At 72.7% G+C, this 14,781-nt stretch carries 13 protein-coding genes and 1 pseudogene; 9 read left to right on the top strand and 5 right to left on the bottom strand.

The window, feature by feature from the left end; all coding sequences use genetic code 11:
* The first annotated feature begins 88 nt into the window (after nucleotides 1–88).
* From pheS to ACZ4Z2_RS17660, 5 genes are all read left to right on the top strand, one after another.
* The gene (pheS, locus tag ACZ4Z2_RS17680) at nucleotides 89–1,210 is read left to right on the top strand and encodes a phenylalanine--tRNA ligase subunit alpha (RefSeq protein ID WP_468076928.1); all 1,122 of its coding nucleotides are present in this window, start codon (nucleotides 89–91) and stop codon (nucleotides 1,208–1,210) included.
* Nucleotides 1,210–3,723 carry a phenylalanine--tRNA ligase subunit beta gene (gene pheT, locus ACZ4Z2_RS17675; protein WP_468076926.1) on the top strand — a complete coding sequence of 838 codons (2,514 nt, stop codon included), beginning with the start codon at nucleotides 1,210–1,212 and terminating at the stop codon, nucleotides 3,721–3,723. Before pheS ends, pheT begins: the two co-directional genes overlap by 1 nt.
* A gap of 444 nt (nucleotides 3,724–4,167) precedes the next feature.
* Complete coding sequence (locus ACZ4Z2_RS17670) at nucleotides 4,168–5,124, top strand: PP2C family protein-serine/threonine phosphatase (RefSeq protein WP_468076924.1); 957 nt, start codon at nucleotides 4,168–4,170, stop codon at nucleotides 5,122–5,124.
* Nucleotides 5,125–5,384: 260 nt separating this feature from the next.
* Nucleotides 5,385–6,725, top strand: coding sequence for a transcriptional regulator (locus ACZ4Z2_RS17665; RefSeq protein ID WP_468076922.1), 1,341 nt, complete (start codon nucleotides 5,385–5,387; stop codon nucleotides 6,723–6,725).
* Nucleotides 6,726–6,823: 98 nt separating this feature from the next.
* Nucleotides 6,824–7,369: an NUDIX hydrolase gene (locus ACZ4Z2_RS17660; protein WP_468076920.1), complete on the top strand. Its 546-nt coding sequence runs from the start codon at nucleotides 6,824–6,826 to the stop codon at nucleotides 7,367–7,369.
* Between the two features lie 27 nt (nucleotides 7,370–7,396).
* Here the strand turns inward: ACZ4Z2_RS17660 and ACZ4Z2_RS17655 are convergent, their stop codons facing one another.
* Nucleotides 7,397–7,654: a hypothetical protein gene (locus ACZ4Z2_RS17655; RefSeq protein WP_468076918.1), complete on the bottom strand. Its 258-nt coding sequence runs from the start codon at nucleotides 7,652–7,654 to the stop codon at nucleotides 7,397–7,399.
* 216 nt (nucleotides 7,655–7,870) lie between these two features.
* Complete coding sequence (locus tag ACZ4Z2_RS17650; protein WP_468076916.1) at nucleotides 7,871–8,746, bottom strand: 3-hydroxybutyryl-CoA dehydrogenase; 876 nt, start codon at nucleotides 8,744–8,746, stop codon at nucleotides 7,871–7,873.
* Between the two features lie 173 nt (nucleotides 8,747–8,919).
* On the opposite strand from ACZ4Z2_RS17650, the gene ACZ4Z2_RS17645 reads away from it, so the two are divergent.
* Nucleotides 8,920–10,176: a glycoside hydrolase family 10-like protein gene (locus tag ACZ4Z2_RS17645; RefSeq protein ID WP_468076914.1), complete on the top strand. Its 1,257-nt coding sequence runs from the start codon at nucleotides 8,920–8,922 to the stop codon at nucleotides 10,174–10,176.
* A gap of 25 nt (nucleotides 10,177–10,201) precedes the next feature.
* Here the strand turns inward: ACZ4Z2_RS17645 and ACZ4Z2_RS17640 are convergent, their stop codons facing one another.
* Both ACZ4Z2_RS17640 and ACZ4Z2_RS17635 read right to left on the bottom strand, forming a co-directional pair.
* Nucleotides 10,202–10,396: a DUF1918 domain-containing protein gene (locus ACZ4Z2_RS17640; RefSeq protein ID WP_055517021.1), complete on the bottom strand. Its 195-nt coding sequence runs from the start codon at nucleotides 10,394–10,396 to the stop codon at nucleotides 10,202–10,204.
* An 85-nt stretch (nucleotides 10,397–10,481) separates the two neighbouring features.
* Nucleotides 10,482–11,414: a DMT family transporter gene (locus ACZ4Z2_RS17635; RefSeq protein WP_468076912.1), complete on the bottom strand. Its 933-nt coding sequence runs from the start codon at nucleotides 11,412–11,414 to the stop codon at nucleotides 10,482–10,484.
* Between ACZ4Z2_RS17635 and ACZ4Z2_RS17630 the strand changes: the two genes are divergently transcribed.
* The 3 genes from ACZ4Z2_RS17630 to ACZ4Z2_RS17620 are packed head-to-tail and all read left to right on the top strand — an operon-like array spanning nucleotide 11,413 to nucleotide 14,004.
* Entirely contained in the window at nucleotides 11,413–12,894 is a 1,482-nt protein-coding gene (locus ACZ4Z2_RS17630; protein WP_468076910.1) for an aminotransferase-like domain-containing protein, read from the top strand. The two genes, ACZ4Z2_RS17635 and ACZ4Z2_RS17630, sit on opposite strands and share 2 nt — an antisense overlap.
* Nucleotides 12,891–13,379 carry a GNAT family N-acetyltransferase gene (locus tag ACZ4Z2_RS17625; RefSeq protein WP_468076908.1) on the top strand — a complete coding sequence of 163 codons (489 nt, stop codon included), beginning with the start codon at nucleotides 12,891–12,893 and terminating at the stop codon, nucleotides 13,377–13,379. The genes ACZ4Z2_RS17630 and ACZ4Z2_RS17625 overlap by 4 nt, the downstream gene beginning before the upstream one ends.
* A 52-nt stretch (nucleotides 13,380–13,431) precedes the next feature.
* Entirely contained in the window at nucleotides 13,432–14,004 is a 573-nt protein-coding gene (locus ACZ4Z2_RS17620) for a histidine phosphatase family protein (protein WP_468076906.1), read from the top strand.
* 149 nt (nucleotides 14,005–14,153) lie between these two features.
* On the opposite strand, the pseudogene ACZ4Z2_RS17615 reads toward ACZ4Z2_RS17620, so the two are convergent.
* A pseudogene (locus tag ACZ4Z2_RS17615) lies at nucleotides 14,154–14,591 on the bottom strand (DUF6314 family protein); the annotation flags it as partial.
* Nucleotides 14,592–14,781: the final 190 nt, after the last annotated feature.

Here is a 14,781-nt window from a genome sequence, read left to right as displayed (position 1 = left end):
CACCTTTGCGTCCCACTAGCGGAGACGATTCGTCCACGAGTCGGTGTGACGGGGACCTTCAGCCAGCCAACCGGAAGCACGGGAAGAGATGTCGGCACCGAATAAGTCGTACGACCCTGTAGAGGTCGAGGCGTTGAAACCGGAAGAGATCGAGCGCATGCGGGACGAGGCGCTCGCCGCCTTCGCCGCCGCGGACTCCCTCGACGCGCTCCAGGAGGCCAAGGTCGCCCACACCGGCGGCACCTCCCCGCTGGCGCTCGCCAACCGCGAGATCGGCGCCCTGCCGCCGCACGCCAAGGCCGCCGCCGGCAAGCTCGTAGGCCAGGCCCGCGGCGCCGTGAACAAGGGCCTCGCCGCCCGCCAGGCCGAACTGGAGGCCGAGCGCGACGCCCGCGTCCTGGTCGAGGAGGCCGTGGACGTCACGCTGCCCTACGACCGCGTACCGGCCGGCGCCCGCCACCCCCTCACCACGCTCTCGGAGCGCATCGAGGACGTCTTCGTGGCCATGGGCTACGAGGTCGCCGAGGGCCCCCAGGTCGAGGCCGAGTGGTTCAACTTCGACGCGCTCAACATCGGCCCGGACCACCCGGCCCGCGGCGAGGCCGACACCTTCTTCGTCGAGGGCCCCCAGGGCGGCACCGAGTCCGGTGTCGTCCTGCGCACCCACACCTCGCCCGTCCAGATCCGTTCCCTGCTGGAGCGCGAGCTGCCGGTGTACGTGATCTGCCCCGGCCGGGTGTACCGCACCGACGAGCTGGACGCCACGCACACCCCGGTCTTCCACCAGGTGGAGCTGCTCGCCGTCGACGAGGGCCTGACCATGGCCGATCTCAAGGGCACGCTCGACCACATGGTCCAGTCGCTGTTCGGCGAGGGCATGAAGACCCGGCTGCGGCCCAACTTCTTCCCCTTCACCGAGCCGTCCGCCGAGATGGACATGGTGTGCTACGTCTGCCGCGGCGAGTCCGTCGGCAACCCCGACCGGCCCTGCCGCACCTGCTCCAGCGAGGGCTGGATCGAGCTCGGCGGCTGCGGCATGGTCAACCCCAAGGTGCTCACCGCCTGCGGTGTCGACCCGGAGAAGTACAGCGGCTTCGCCTTCGGGTTCGGCATCGAACGGATGCTGATGTTCCGCCACAACGTCGAAGACATGCGAGACATGGTCGAGGGTGACGTCCGGTTCACCCGGCCGTTCGGGATGGAGATCTGATGCGGGTCCCGCTTTCCTGGCTGCGGGAGTACGTCGACCTGCCGGCGACCGAAACCGGCCGTGACGTCCAGGCCAAGCTCGTGTCGGCCGGCCTGGAGGTCGAGACCGTCGAGCAGCTCGGAGCCGACCTCAAGGGCCCCCTCGTCGTGGGCCAGGTGCTGACCATCGAGGAGCTGACGGAGTTCAAGAAGCCGATCCGCTTCTGCACCGTCGACGTCGGTACCGCCAACGGCACCGGCGAGCCGCAGGAGATCGTCTGCGGCGCCCGCAACTTCGCCGTCGGCGACAAGGTCGTCGTGGTCCTCCCGGGCGCCGTGCTGCCCGGCGGCTTCGCGATCTCCGCCCGCAAGACCTACGGCCGGAACTCCCACGGCATGATCTGCTCCAGCGACGAGCTGGGCATGGGCGACGACGGCACCAAGGGCATCATCGTGCTGCCGCCGGAGACCGAGGTCGGCAAGGACGCGATCGAACTGCTGGAGCTGGTCGACGAGGTCCTCGACATCGCCGTCACCGCCAACCGCGGCGACTGCCTGTCGATCCGCGGCGTCGCCCGCGAGACCGCCATCGCCTACGGCCTGCCGCTGCGCGACCCCGCGCTCCTCGACGTGCCCGGCCCGAACGCCTTCGGCCACCCCGTCCAGGTCTCCGACCCGCTCGGCTGCGACCGCTTCACGGCCCGCACCGTCACCGGGCTCGACCCCGAGGCGCGCTCCCCGATCTGGCTCAAGCGCCGGCTCCAGAAGGTCGGCATGCGCCCGATCTCCCTCGCCGTCGACATCACCAACTACGTGATGATGGAGCTCGGCCAGCCGCTGCACGCCTACGACCGCAGCCTGGTCCAGGGCACCATCGGCGTGCGCCGCGCCGCAGAGGGCGAGAAGATCGTCACCCTCGACGGCGTCACCCGGAAGCTGCACGCCGAGGACCTCGTCATCACCGACGACCGCGGCCCCATCGGCCTGGCGGGCGTCATGGGCGGCGCCGACACGGAGATCGCCGACCACGACGATCTGGAGAACGCCTCCACCGAGGTCGTCATCGAGGCCGCCCACTTCGACCAGGTCTCCATCGCGCGCACCGCCCGTCGGCACAAGCTGTCGTCGGAGGCGTCGCGCCGCTTCGAGCGCGGCGTCGACCCGCTGGCCGCGTCCGCCGCCGCCCAGCGCACCGTCGACCTGCTGGTGCTCCTCGCGGGCGGCACGGCCGACGCGGGCGTCACCGAGGTCATCGCCCCGTCCGCGCCGCACACCATCGCGGTGCCGGCGGACCACCCCGACAAGGTCGCGGGTGTCGTCTACGGCCGCGAGACCGTCGTACGCCGCCTCCAGGAGGTCGGCTGCGACGTCTACGGTCAGGACGAGCTGATCGTCACCGTGCCGTCGTGGCGGCCCGACCTCGCCGACATCAACGACCTGGCGGAGGAGGTCATCCGCCTGGAGGGCTACGAGAACCTGCCCTCCACGCTGCCCAAGCCCCCGTCGGGCCGCGGCCTCACCCACCGGCAGCGGCTGCACCGCCGGGTCGGCCGGGTGCTCGCCGGCGCCGGGTACGTCGAGGCGCCGAACTACCCGTTCATCAGCGAGCAGGTCTTCGACCAGCTCGGGCTGGACGCCGACGACCCGGCCCGCCGCGTCGTCCGGCTCACCAACCCGCTGAGCGACGAGGAGCCCGCGCTCCGCACGTCGCTGCTCCCGGGCCTGCTCGGCGCGCTGCGGCGCAACGACGGCCGGGGCTCGCACGACCTGGCCCTCTTCGAGACGGGGCTGGTCTTCCAGCCGCGCGCCGAGCAGGGCGTCGCCGTCGCGCTGCCGGTCGACCGCCGGCCCACCGCCGAGGAGATCGCGACGCTGAACGCCGCGCTGCCCGAGCAGCCGCGCCATGTCGCCGTCGTCCTCGCCGGGGCCCGCGAGCAGGCCGGCTGGTGGGGCAAGGGCCGTCCGGCCGACTGGGCCGACGCGGTCGAGGCCGGGCGCACCGTCGCCCGTGAGGCCGGCGCGGAGCTGATCGTCCGCAAGGGCCAGTACGGGCCCTGGCACCCGGGCCGCTGCGCCGAGTTCGTGGTCGTCGTCGACGGCGCCGAGCGGGTCGTGGGCCACGCCGGTGAACTGCACCCGCGCGTCGTGAAGGCGCTGGGGCTGCCCGCGCGTACCTGCGCGGCCGAGCTGGACCTGGATGTGCTGGAGCGGGTCGGGGACGACACCCCGCAGGCGCCGAGCATCTCCTCGTTCCCGGTCGCCACGCAGGACGTCGCGCTGGTCGTCGACGAGTTCGTGCCGCACGCCGAGGTCGAGGCCGCGCTGCGCGAGGGCGCCGGTGAACTGCTGGAGGGCATCCGCCTGTTCGACGTCTACGAGAACGCGGAGCAGCTCGGCGAGGGGCGCAAGTCCCTGGCGTACGCGCTCCGCTTCCGGGCCGGGGACCGGACGCTGACCGTGGACGAGGCGTCCGCGGCCCGCGACGCGGCGGTCGCCCTCGCGGGCGAGCGTACGGGGGCGGTTCTGCGGAGCTAGGGCGCCGAGTGCGCCGAGTGCGCCGAGGGCGCTGAGTGCGCTGAAGGGGCGGGGAGCTGCGGGTTCACGGCGGCTGCGGGTTGTCCGTGGCTGGTCGCGCAGTTCCCCGCGCCCCTTTCGGGGCTTCGCCCCGGTGCCGGTGCCGGTGCCGGGGCCCGGCCCCCGCCCCCTTCTCTCTTCTCACTCATTCGAGTGAGAACTCCGGGCGATCTGGTCCTAACGGGGCATCCGGTCGACAGAATCGGACCGGCCTCTCTGGGCCGTACCGCTGTCAGGGCCTGATGGGGGGCCAACGGCATGATTCGAATCAGGACTGGGGCACCTCCTCGGGCATGGGTCCGAAGGCGCCGCCCGTCCGACCGGCGGTCTGTCCGACGGGCGCTGGCACTGGGACTGCCCGCGGCGTGGGGCGCGACAGCGATCACCTACAAATGGGCCTGCCCGATGGCGCAGAACAACGGGCTCGGGGCCCGGCTCGCCAGCAGTGCCGTGTTCTTCGCGGTCGGCGCCGGGCTGGTGCTGCAGGTCAGACAGGTGCTGCTGCGGGAGGTGCGCCAGGCGCGCCGGGTCGCCGGTGCCGCGCAGAGCGTCCTGCTGCGGCCGCTGCCCGCCCGGATCGACGGACTGGCCACCGCCGCCGCCCAGCTCTCCGCCGACCGGGGCACGAGCGTCGGCGGCGACCTCTACGAGGTGATCGCCACCGAACACGGCGTACGGGTCGTGATGGGTGATGTGCGCGGCCACGGCCTCTCCGCCATCGGCACCGTCGCCGCCGTACTCGGCAGCTTCCGCGAGGCCGTCCACGACGAGGCCGAACTCGCCGGCGTCCTCACCCGCCTCGACCGCGCCCTCGCCCGGCATCTGCGCAGCCGCGCACGGACCGAGGACACCGAGGAGTTCGTGACCGTGCTCCTGCTGGAGATCGCCCCGGACGGCGAGGTCCACGCCCTCAACTGCGGGCACCCCTGGCCGTATCTGCTCAGCACCGGCCGGGCGGAACCGATGGCTCGCGCCGACCCGCTGCCCCCGCTGGGCGTGTTCCCGCTGCCGGCGGAACTGCCGGCCACCCCCTGCGGCCGGCTCCTCCCCGGAGAGGCCCTGTTCCTCCACACCGACGGGGTCGAGGACGCCAGGGACGGCCACGGCCGCTTCTTCCCGCTGCCGGCCGCCCTCGCCGAGGCCGTGCGGGGCCGCCCCATCTCGCCCCACTCCGTCCTGCGCGCCGTCTTCAGCCAGCTCCTGCGCCACACCGGGGGACGGCCCAAGGACGACATCGCCATACTGATCATCCGCAACGACCGGCTCATCAGGGCCGCCGCCGCGTGCACCGGCGCCGGGAACCGCGCCCTCGGCCCCCATGGCCCCGCCGCCGAGACCCCGCCCGTCGTCCCCGGGCCGTAGCCGCCGACACCACCGAACCTTTGGGCGTCCGATGCCCCTCGTCCGGGCCCGAGCGCCCGCCCGTCCCGACAGGGCCACCGCGCTGTACGAGGGGGAGCCGGTGGCCCAGTCGGCCTCTTGCGAGGCATTCCAGTCAAGCGGTCCGAAACTCTCCGCGACAGCGCGCGCACAGCCCGAATCCGGGCATTCCCTTCACACCCCGTGTGAAGAGGGAGGCGCTACGCTGCCCCTCGCCGGCACCGAGCCACCGGAGGGCCTCCATGCAGCCCAACACCCTGCTCGACGCGATCCTCGACGAAGCCGGTATCTCGCACGCCGGACTCGCCGCGCACGTCAACCAGGCAGGGCGGGCACGCGGTCTGGCGCTGAGATACGAACACACCGCCGTGGCCCGGTGGTTGAAGGGGCAGCGCCCGCGCGGCCAGGTGCCCGACCTGATCTGCGAGGTGCTCGCCGGGCGACTGCACCGGCCGGTCACCCTCGACGACATCGGTCTCGGCGTACCGGGCGAGGCGACCTCCCAGCACGGCGCCGGCCTCTCCGGGTTCGTGGAGCGCGCCACCGCCCTGTGGCGCTCCGACGAACAACAGCGCCCCCATGTCCTCGGCGCCCCCGCCGTCACCGGGACACCCGCCGTGATGCCCGTGTGGGAGTGGGAGAACCCGCCGGAGGACGTCGACGTGTCCCGCGGCGGACGGCATCAGGTCAGCATGGCCGACATCGAGATGCTCCGCGCGGCCCGTTCGCACTACGAGCAGCTGTACCGCAAGGCGGGCGGCGTCGCGACCCGGGCCCGCATCGTCGGATTCCTCAACGCCGAGGCGGCGCCCCTGCTGCGCGGCAGCTACACCGACGCCACCGGACGCCAGCTCCACCGGGCCACCGGCGGACTGGTCGCCATCGCCGGCATCTGCGCGTACGACTCCGACGCGCACGGGCTCGCCCAGCGCTACTTCCACCAGGCGCTGCGGCTAGCCAAGGCCAGCGGGGACCGGGGGCTCGGCGCGTATGTGATCGCGCTGCTCGTCAACCAGTCGCTGTTCATGCGGGAGTACCGCCAGGCCGTCGCCTTCGCCGAGGCCGCGCTGCGCGCCGCAGGCAAGCACATCACCCCGGCCCTCGCCGCGGACCTCTACGCGATGCAGGCCAAGGCGTACGCGCACCTCGGCGACGGCACGAGCGCGCTGTCCTGCATCAGGCGGGCGGAACAGGCCGCCGAGCGCATCCGGCGCGGCCACGAACCCGACGAGACCGGCTATGTCCAACCCGGCCTGGTCAATGTGCAGGTGGCGGAGGCACTGCTCAGCCTCGGCGATCTGACGGCCGCGGCGGAGCACGCGGCGGCTGCCGTCGACACCCCGGCGCACGACCGGGGCCGGGTGCACCGGCTCGCCATGCTCAGCCAGATCGAACTACGGCAGGGCAACGCCGACAAGGCGGTGCGGACCGCCGTGGAAATGGCCGAACGGGCGCGCGGTGTGGAGTCCATGCGCCTGCGCGACAGACTGCGGGCGGTACGCGAGCACCTGGTGCGAAACGGCTGCGCGGGGACCGCCGAGGCCGCCGAACTCATCGACGGGGCCTTGCGCGTACCGCTCTGACAGCGCGCTCCCCGCCGGACCGTGCACCGCCTGTGCGCCTGCTGTCGCCACGCTCCTGCTGCGATATTGCCACTTACTCGGCGGAAGGTGGCAGAACCGTGCAGTGGACGAAACAGAGCGAACAAACTGTGTATTCGAACCGCTGGTTCAGCGTCAATCTGGCGGACGTCGCGTTACCGGACGGGCGGCATCTCGATCACTTCCTGATACGGCTGCGGCCCGTCGCCGTGGCCACCGTGGTCAACGAGGCCAATGAGGTGCTGCTCCTGTGGCGGCACCGCTTCATCACCGACAGCTGGGGGTGGGAGCTGGCGGCCGGCGTCGTCGAGGACGGCGAGGGCATCGCCGACGCGGCCGCCCGGGAACTGGAGGAGGAGACCGGATGGCGGCCGGGACCGCTGCGCCACCTGATGAGCGTCGAGCCCTCCAACGGGCTCACCGACGCCCGGCACCACATCTACTGGGCCGACGAGGGCGCGTATGTCGGTCACCCGGTGGACGACTTCGAGTCGGACCGCAGGGAATGGGTTCCCCTCAAGCTCGTGCCCGACATGGTCGCCCGCGGCGAGGTCCCGGCCGCCAACATGGCGGCCGCACTGCTGCTCCTGCACCACCTGAGGCTCGGACAGGACGCGGGGCGCTGATCCCGTCGGGCGTCCCGCCCGTACCGGTCAGCGGCCCACGGCCTGCCAGATGGCCACCACCAGGGCTCCCACGGCGGTGAGGGCCGCGACCGCGGGCAGCGGCCAGCGGGAGTGCTCCAGGGTGACGACCCGTGTGCTCAGGTCGTCCAGCTCCTTGGCGGTCTGTTCTGCACGGTGACTCAGCAGCGTCAGCCCTCCCTCGACGCGTGCGTGCGCCACGTCCAGGCGGCGGCGTAACTCTGCGAGTTCACCGTGGGCCACGGGATGCTCGGGGTCGATGGCCACGAGTCCGCTCCTTTCTGTAATCGTCTCGGTAGTCGTCACATCCCTTGCATGCGCACGGCAAGTCAACTCGCCTGGTGGGCGCGTGGGGAGCGTGTGCGAGCGGCATATGCGTGTCCGCCGCGCACACGGTGTGTGAATGCGACGGGCCCGGCACCTTCCCGGTGCCGGGCCCGTACGAGGAACCGTGTCTCACGGTCCGTAGCGGTGAAGCGGGGATCAGTCGTAGGTGTAGAACCCCGAGCCCGTCTTGCGGCCGAGGCGGCCCGCGTCGACCATGCGCTGGAGCAGCGGGGGAGCGGCGTACAGCGGCTCCTTGTACTCCTCGTACATCGAATTGGCGATGGAGACGATCGTGTCCAGGCCGATCAGGTCGGACAGCTTCAGCGGGCCCATCGGGTGGGCGCAGCCCAGCTCCATGCCGTTGTCGATGTCCTCGCGGCCGGCGATGCCCGACTCGAACATGCGGATGGCGGAGAGCAGATAGGGCACGAGCAGCGCGTTGACCACGAAGCCCGAGCGGTCCTGCGCGCGGACCGCGTGCTTGCCCAGCACCTTCTCGGCGAACAGCTGCGCCCGGCTGAGCGTGCCCTCGGAGGTGGTGAGGGCCGGGATCAGCTCGACGAGCTTCTGCACCGGGGCCGGGTTGAAGAAGTGGATGCCGATGACCTGGTCCGGACGCGAGGTGGCGACCGCGAGCTTCACCAGCGGGATGGAGGAGGTGTTCGACGCGAGGATGGCGTCGGGGCGGGTCAGCACCTGGTCGAGCACCTGGAAGATCTCGGTCTTCACCTGCTCGTTCTCCACGACCGCCTCGATGACGAGATCGCGGTCGGCGAACTCCCCGAGGTCCGTGGTGAAGCTCAGGCGTGCCTGGGTGGCGTCCCGCTCCTCCGCGCTGATCTTGCCGCGCTCGGCCGCCTTGGACAGGGAGTTGAACAGCCGGGTACGGCCGATCTCCAGGGCTTCGCCGGTGGTCTCGGCGACCTTGACGTCCAGACCGGCGCGGGCGCACACCTCGGCGATGCCCGCTCCCATCTGGCCGCAGCCCACGACTCCGACTCGCGCGAGATCTCCCGTTGGGAAGTCCGTCACATCGTCCCTTTCACTGGTCTACGTGGCTGGCAGATACCCCGGGTACGGGCCTGCGCCAAACCTGCACGTTACCTCCGGCCGCTACCGATCAGTATCGCGGGTACCACATGGAAGGCTGGCTCGCGAACGGTCCGCGACGAGGCGGGCACGAAGCGGTACCTGGAGGTACGAGGATGCATCGGAAGCCGCGGATGTCACGACGGGCGTTCTGGACGACCGCGGTGACGACGCTCGTGGCGGCGGGCGGAGTGGCGGCGGGCACCGCCATCGCCGGTCAGGAACCCGCCCGCCGCAGGCGGCACTCCGGTGAGCTGCGCGGTATGTGGCTGGCCACGGTCGTCAACCGGGACTGGCCCTCGAAGGCCGGCCTCACCGCCGCCGAGCAGCGCGCCGAGCTGCTCGCCCACCTCGACACCGCCGTGGAGCGCCGCCTCAACACGGTGATCCTCCAGGTGCGCCCCACGGCCGACGCGCTCTGGCCCTCCCCGTACGAGCCGTGGTCGCAGTACCTGTCCGGCACCCAGGGCAGGGACCCCGGCTGGGACCCGCTGGGCACGGCGGTCGAGGAGGCCCACGCCCGGGGGCTGGAGCTGCACGCCTGGTTCAACCCGTACCGGGTCGCCAACCACACCGACCCGAGCCGTCTGGCGGCCGGGCACCCGGCCCGCGAGAACCCCGGCTGGGTCGTCCCCTACGGCGGCAAGCTCTACTACAACCCGGGCATCCCCGCCGTGCGCGCCTTCGTCCAGAAGGCCATGCTCGACGCCGTACGGAAGTATCCGGTCGACGCGGTCCACTTCGACGACTACTTCTACCCGTACCCGGTCGCCGGGCAGGTCTTCGACGACGACGCGGCGTACGACACCCACGGCGGGAACTTCCCCAACCGGGCCGACTGGCGGCGCGACAACATCGACAAGCTGGTGAAGGAGATGGCGGCGCAGATCAAGGCGGTCCGGCCCGGCACCCGGTTCGGCATCAGCCCCTTCGGGGTGTGGCGCAACGCCGCCACCGACACGCGCGGCTCGGACACCCGCGCCGGTGTCCAGACGTACGACGACCTGTACGCCGACACCCGTAAGTGGGTCCGGAGGAACTGGATCGACTACATCGTCCCCCAGCTGTACTGGAACATCGGCTTCGCCGCCGCCGACTACGCCAAGCTGCTGGCCTGGTGGGCGCAGACCGCTCGCGGCACCGGAACGCGCCTCTACATCGGGGAGGCCCTCTACAAGGCCGGCGACCCGGCGCAGCCCGCGGCCTGGCAGGACCCCGCCGAGCTGTCCCGGCACCTGTCACTGGCCCGTGACGTCCCGGAGGTGCGCGGGCACGTGTTCTTCTCGGCCAAGGAGGTGACCGAGGACAGGAGCGGGGCGATGGCGCGCGTGGTCGCCGACCACTACGAGCGGCCCGCGGAGCCACCGCGCTGACCACCGCCGGCTCTGCTCCGGCGGTCTACTGCCGCGCTTCCCTGTGCCGGATCTCCGTGTCCGGGCCGGGCGAGCACACACCCTCGTGCCCGTCCTCGAAACGGACGCGGTACGGGGGGTTCCCCTCCTGGCCCATGACTTCGACGATCTCGCCGACCTTGTCGTGTTGCCCGACCACCCTGCCGTGCTGGACAAGCTGGTCGCCCACGGTTGCACGCATCTCTGGGCCTCCTCACCAGGCGCGGGAGCATCGGTCCGTGGCCTGAGTCTACGGCGGGCGGGCTCGACCGGATCGGGTCCGGAGGTCAGCCCCGCGCCCGTTGGGTGACGGCGATGCACACGAGCACCGCCGCGGCCGTCAGCGGGGCGGCCACGGTCAGGTGCTCGCCCAGCAGCAGCACCGACCACACCAGTGTGAGCAGGGGCTGGGCCAGCTGCAACTGGCTGGCCCTGGGTATGCCGATGGCCGCCATGCCCCGGTACCAGACGACCAGACCGAGGAACTGGGACCCGGCGGCCACCCACAGCAGCCCCGTCACGCTGTGCGCCGTCAAGTGGACCGGCTCGTACGACAGGGCCAGCAGCGCCCCCGGCACGCCGAGCGGCAGGCAGAGCACCAGGGCCCAGCCGATGACCTGCCAGCCGGGCATCACCCGGGCCAGCCTGCCGCCTTCGGTGTAGCCGGCCGCGCACACCAGGAGCGCGGCGAAGAGGTAGAGGTCGGCGGTCCCGAGGGCGCCGCCGCTCTGCGTCACCGTGAACGCGAGGACGGCGGCGGCCCCGGCGAGCGCCGCGCACCAGAAGGTGCGGGAGGGCCGCGAGCCCATGCGCAGCGCCGAGAGCAGGGCGGTGGTCAGCGGGAGCAGCCCGACGACCACGGCGGCGTGCGCGGTGGTCGAGGTCTCCAGGGCGAGCGTGGTGAGGAGCGGGAAGCCGACGACCACCCCGGCGGCGACCACGGCCAGCCCCGCCCAGTGTCGGCGGCCGGGCAGCGGCACCCGCAGGGCCAGCAGACAGCCGCCCGCGATGACGGCCGCGAGGACACTGCGCACGGCGACGAGGGACCAGGGGCCGAAGCCCTCCAGGCCCCAGGCGGTGGCCGGGAAGGTGAGGGAGAAGGCGACCACACCGAGGGCCGCCTGAAGGGTGCCGCCACCGCTTCCGGAACGCCGGGGCCCGGCTGGGCCGGTGCCGACCGCTACTGTCCTCTGGTCGATAGCGCTACTCTGTGCTCTCATGCACGAGCGTAGCAGTGTCGCGGAACTGGCGGAACAGCTCAGGAAGGAGCTGGACCGCTACTCACCGGGAGGAAAGCTGCCGTCGAGTCGGGCCCTTGTGGACCGCTTCCGGGTCAGCCCGGTCACCGTCTCGCGGGCCCTGGCCCAACTGGCCGCCGAGGGCCTGGTGGTGACCCGCCCCGGCGCCGGCGCGTTCCGGGCGCGGCCCCGCGACACGGGGACGGCGGCCGTGGGCGACACCTCCTGGCAGGAGGTCGCGCTGAGCGCCGACGGCACCGCCGAGCCGACACCGCGCACGGTCGACGCGTCGGGCGTCCTGGTCTCGCTCGCCTCCCCGCCGCCCGGCGTGATCGAGTTCAACGGCGGCTATCTGCACCCCGCGCTGCAACCGGAACAGGCCATGGGCGCCGCCCTGTCGAGGGCCGGACGGCGCCCCGGCGTCTGGGCGCGGCCCCCCGTCGAGGGCGTCCCGGAGCTGCGCGAGTGGTTCGCGCGGAGCATCGGCGGGGCGATCACGGCCGCCGAGGTGATCGTGGCGGCGGGCGGCCAGTCCGCGCTGACGACGGCCCTGCGGGCGCTGGCGTCGCCCGGCGCCCCCGTGCTGGTCGAGTCGCCCACATACCCCGGGATGCTGGCCATCGCCCGCGCCGCCGGTCTGCGGCCCGTCCCGGTGCCGGTGGACCCGGACGGGGTGCGGCCCGCGCTCCTCGCCGACGCGTTCAAGGCGTCCGGCGCGCGGGTCTTCGTCTGCCAGCCGCTCTTCCAGAACCCCACCGGGGCCGCCCTGTCCGCCGAGCGCCGCGGCGAGGTGCTGCGGATCGCACGCGAGGCGGGCGCCTTCGTGATCGAGGACGACTTCGTGCGCCGGCTCGCGCACGAGGACGCGGGGCCGCTGCCGCCGCCGCTGGCCGCCGACGACCCGGACGGCGTCGTCGTCCATGTGTCCTCACTGACCAAGGCGACCTCGCCCAGCTTCCGGGTGGGCGCGCTGGCCGCCCGCGGACCTGTCCTGGAACGGCTGCGCGCCATCCAGGTCGTCGACACCTTCTTCGTGCCGCGCCCCCTCCAGGAGGCCGCCCTGGAACTCGTCGGCTCGCCCGCCTGGCCCCGCCATCTGCGCGCGGTGTCCCGGGAGTTGAAGAACCGCCGGGACGCGATGACCTCCGCGCTGCGACTGCGTCTGCCCGAGTTCGCCCTGCCCCACATCCCCTCCGGCGGCTACCACCTGTGGCTCCGCCTGCCCGACGGCGCCGGAAGCACGGGCGGGGACCGGGCGTTCGGCTCCGGGGGAGAGGCCGCGCTGGTCGCCGCCGCCCTCCGCGCGGGTGTCGCCGTCACCCCCGGCCGCCCCTACTTCAGCGCCGAACCTCCCGCAGCGCACCTGCGGTTGAGTTTCGCCGGGGTCAGCGGGGCGGGGGAGATCGTCGAGGGCGTACGGCGGCTGCGGGCGGCGGTAAACGGTTCGACAGCGGGCCTGTGACCTGCGAACGTCCAGCCAGGAACGGCGCATTCACCCTGCCCGAGGGCTACGAGGTGTCCACCGACCCGGCCCGTCTCGACGTCGGGCGCGTCCACCGCTGGCTGTCCGCCGACGTGTACCGGGCCCTCGGCCGGCCCCGCGAGAAGCAGGAACGCGCGATCGCCGGGTCGCTCAACTTCGGCGTCTACGAGGCGGCTACGGGTGAGCAGGTGGCGTACGCGCGGGTGGTGACCGAGGGGGCGACGTTCGCCTGGCTCTGCGACGTGTACGTGGATCCGGCGCTGCGCGGCGAGGGGATCGGCAAGGCGCTCGTGGGAGCCGTGCGCGCCCGTCCGGAACCGCTCGGGCTGCGCCGCGTCCTGCTCGCCACCCAGGACGCGCACGGTGTCTACGAGCAGCTCGGCTTCCAGCCGCTCACCGACCCGGACCGGTGGATGGCACTCGTCTTCGAGCGTGCGGCACGAGGGCCCGCGGGCCTCTCGTAACCTCTGGGTAACACCTCTTGACCTGCTCAGTTTCGGCCACCACGATCGCCGCATGCATCTTCGGGTCACGTTCGTCGCCGCGGCGCGCTGCTCCTCGCTGCTCGCTGAGCGTTTCGAGGACGACCGGCCGCTGGACCAGGCCGGCTGGGACGAGGTGCAGCGCGCCGCCCACCAACTGGTGCCGTTGGCGGCGGCCGAGCTGCGCTACTGCTCGCCGACGCCCCGCAGCCGGGCCACCGGCGACGCCCTCGGGTACGCGCCGCTGGCCCAGCCCGCGCTGCGCGACTGCGACATGGGCCGCTGGCGCGGCTTCACCCTCGGCGAGGCCATGGCGAGGGAGCCCTCGGCGGTGGACGCCTGGCTCGCCGACCCGCGCTGCACCCCGCACGGCGGCGAGTCCCTCATGGCCTTCATCGCCCGGATAGGGGACTGGCTCGACACCCGGCCCAAGGACGACGGCGGCCGTATCGTCGCCGTGGCCGAGCCCTCCGTGCTCCGCGCCGCCCTGGTCTACGCGCTCAAGGCGCCGCCCTCGACGTACTGGCACATGGACGTCCGTCCCTTGTCGACGCTCACCGTGGCGGGCGCGCCGGGCCGCTGGAACCTGCGGCTGGGCGCCGCCTAGGCCCTGTCGTCAAATTCCCGCCGTCGCCCGGAGGGCGGCCCCGCGGCGTCAGGTGCGTGCTCTCGGCGTGCCGGGCCTGGACGTACTCGGGTCGGGGCCCGGTGCGTCATGCCGGCCTCCCGGGCTGCCGGGCCCGTGTGCGGTGCGGGGTCCCGGGTGTAGTGCGTGATGAGGAGGAGGTGCTTCGCGGGGCCGCCGACACTCCAGGTCGTGCGCCAGTGGTCCTCGTCGTACACCTCGAACTCGCCCCGGTAGAGGTCGGCGGCGCAGGGGTGGTCCGTGCGCCAGTGGCCCGAGGTCAGGTCCAGGTCGTGGAAGGGGCGGCCGTCGGCGAAGCGGACGTCGGCCGTGCCGGGGGCCGGGCCCGGCAGGAAGCGCAGGGTGCGTTCGGCGGGGCGGGGGACGCCCTGCCAGACGAAGATCCCGGCCTCCCGGTGGAGGAGGCCGCCGTCGGGCAGCGGGCCGAAAGTCGTCGTCCCGGAGAACTCGCCCGTCGCGTCGCTCGCGAGGTCCCGCACCGAGCGGGTGACCTGCCAGCTTCCCGACAGATAGCCGAGCGCGTCCGGCACCGGCCGGAACTCACCCATTCCGGGCCTCCCTTGCGTCCCAACGGTGGCCGCACGCCCCATTGACGCCCTCGGACCACCTCCCTATCTTGCCGTTCGATGTGCTGATCATCGCCTGACACTTCGAACAGCCCCGACATCAAGGTCGTGTCCAACTCCGGTCCCGATGACGCGAGTACGCCTCCTGGGGCAACGCCTTCAAGACCAGCGC

Source organism: Streptomyces sp. NPDC030183 (assembly GCF_055573455.1).
This window is presented reverse-complemented; position numbering and strand designations above follow the sequence as displayed.

What these genes read in the sequence shown, in the direction of transcription:
- pheS (WP_468076928.1), top strand. Translation starts at nt 89, where the DNA reads ATGTCGGCACCGAATAAGTCGTACGACCCTGTAGAGGTCGAGGCGTTG.
- ACZ4Z2_RS17645 (WP_468076914.1), top strand. Translation starts at nt 8,920, where the DNA reads ATGCATCGGAAGCCGCGGATGTCACGACGGGCGTTCTGGACGACCGCG.
- ACZ4Z2_RS17635 (WP_468076912.1), bottom strand. Translation starts at nt 11,414, where the DNA reads ATGAGAGCACAGAGTAGCGCTATCGACCAGAGGACAGTAGCGGTCGGC.
- ACZ4Z2_RS17640 (WP_055517021.1), bottom strand. Translation starts at nt 10,396, where the DNA reads ATGCGTGCAACCGTGGGCGACCAGCTTGTCCAGCACGGCAGGGTGGTC.
- ACZ4Z2_RS17670 (WP_468076924.1), top strand. Translation starts at nt 4,168, where the DNA reads ATGGCGCAGAACAACGGGCTCGGGGCCCGGCTCGCCAGCAGTGCCGTG.
- ACZ4Z2_RS17630 (WP_468076910.1), top strand. Translation starts at nt 11,413, where the DNA reads ATGCACGAGCGTAGCAGTGTCGCGGAACTGGCGGAACAGCTCAGGAAG.
- pheT (WP_468076926.1), top strand. Translation starts at nt 1,210, where the DNA reads ATGCGGGTCCCGCTTTCCTGGCTGCGGGAGTACGTCGACCTGCCGGCG.
- ACZ4Z2_RS17665 (WP_468076922.1), top strand. Translation starts at nt 5,385, where the DNA reads ATGCAGCCCAACACCCTGCTCGACGCGATCCTCGACGAAGCCGGTATC.
- ACZ4Z2_RS17620 (WP_468076906.1), top strand. Translation starts at nt 13,432, where the DNA reads ATGCATCTTCGGGTCACGTTCGTCGCCGCGGCGCGCTGCTCCTCGCTG.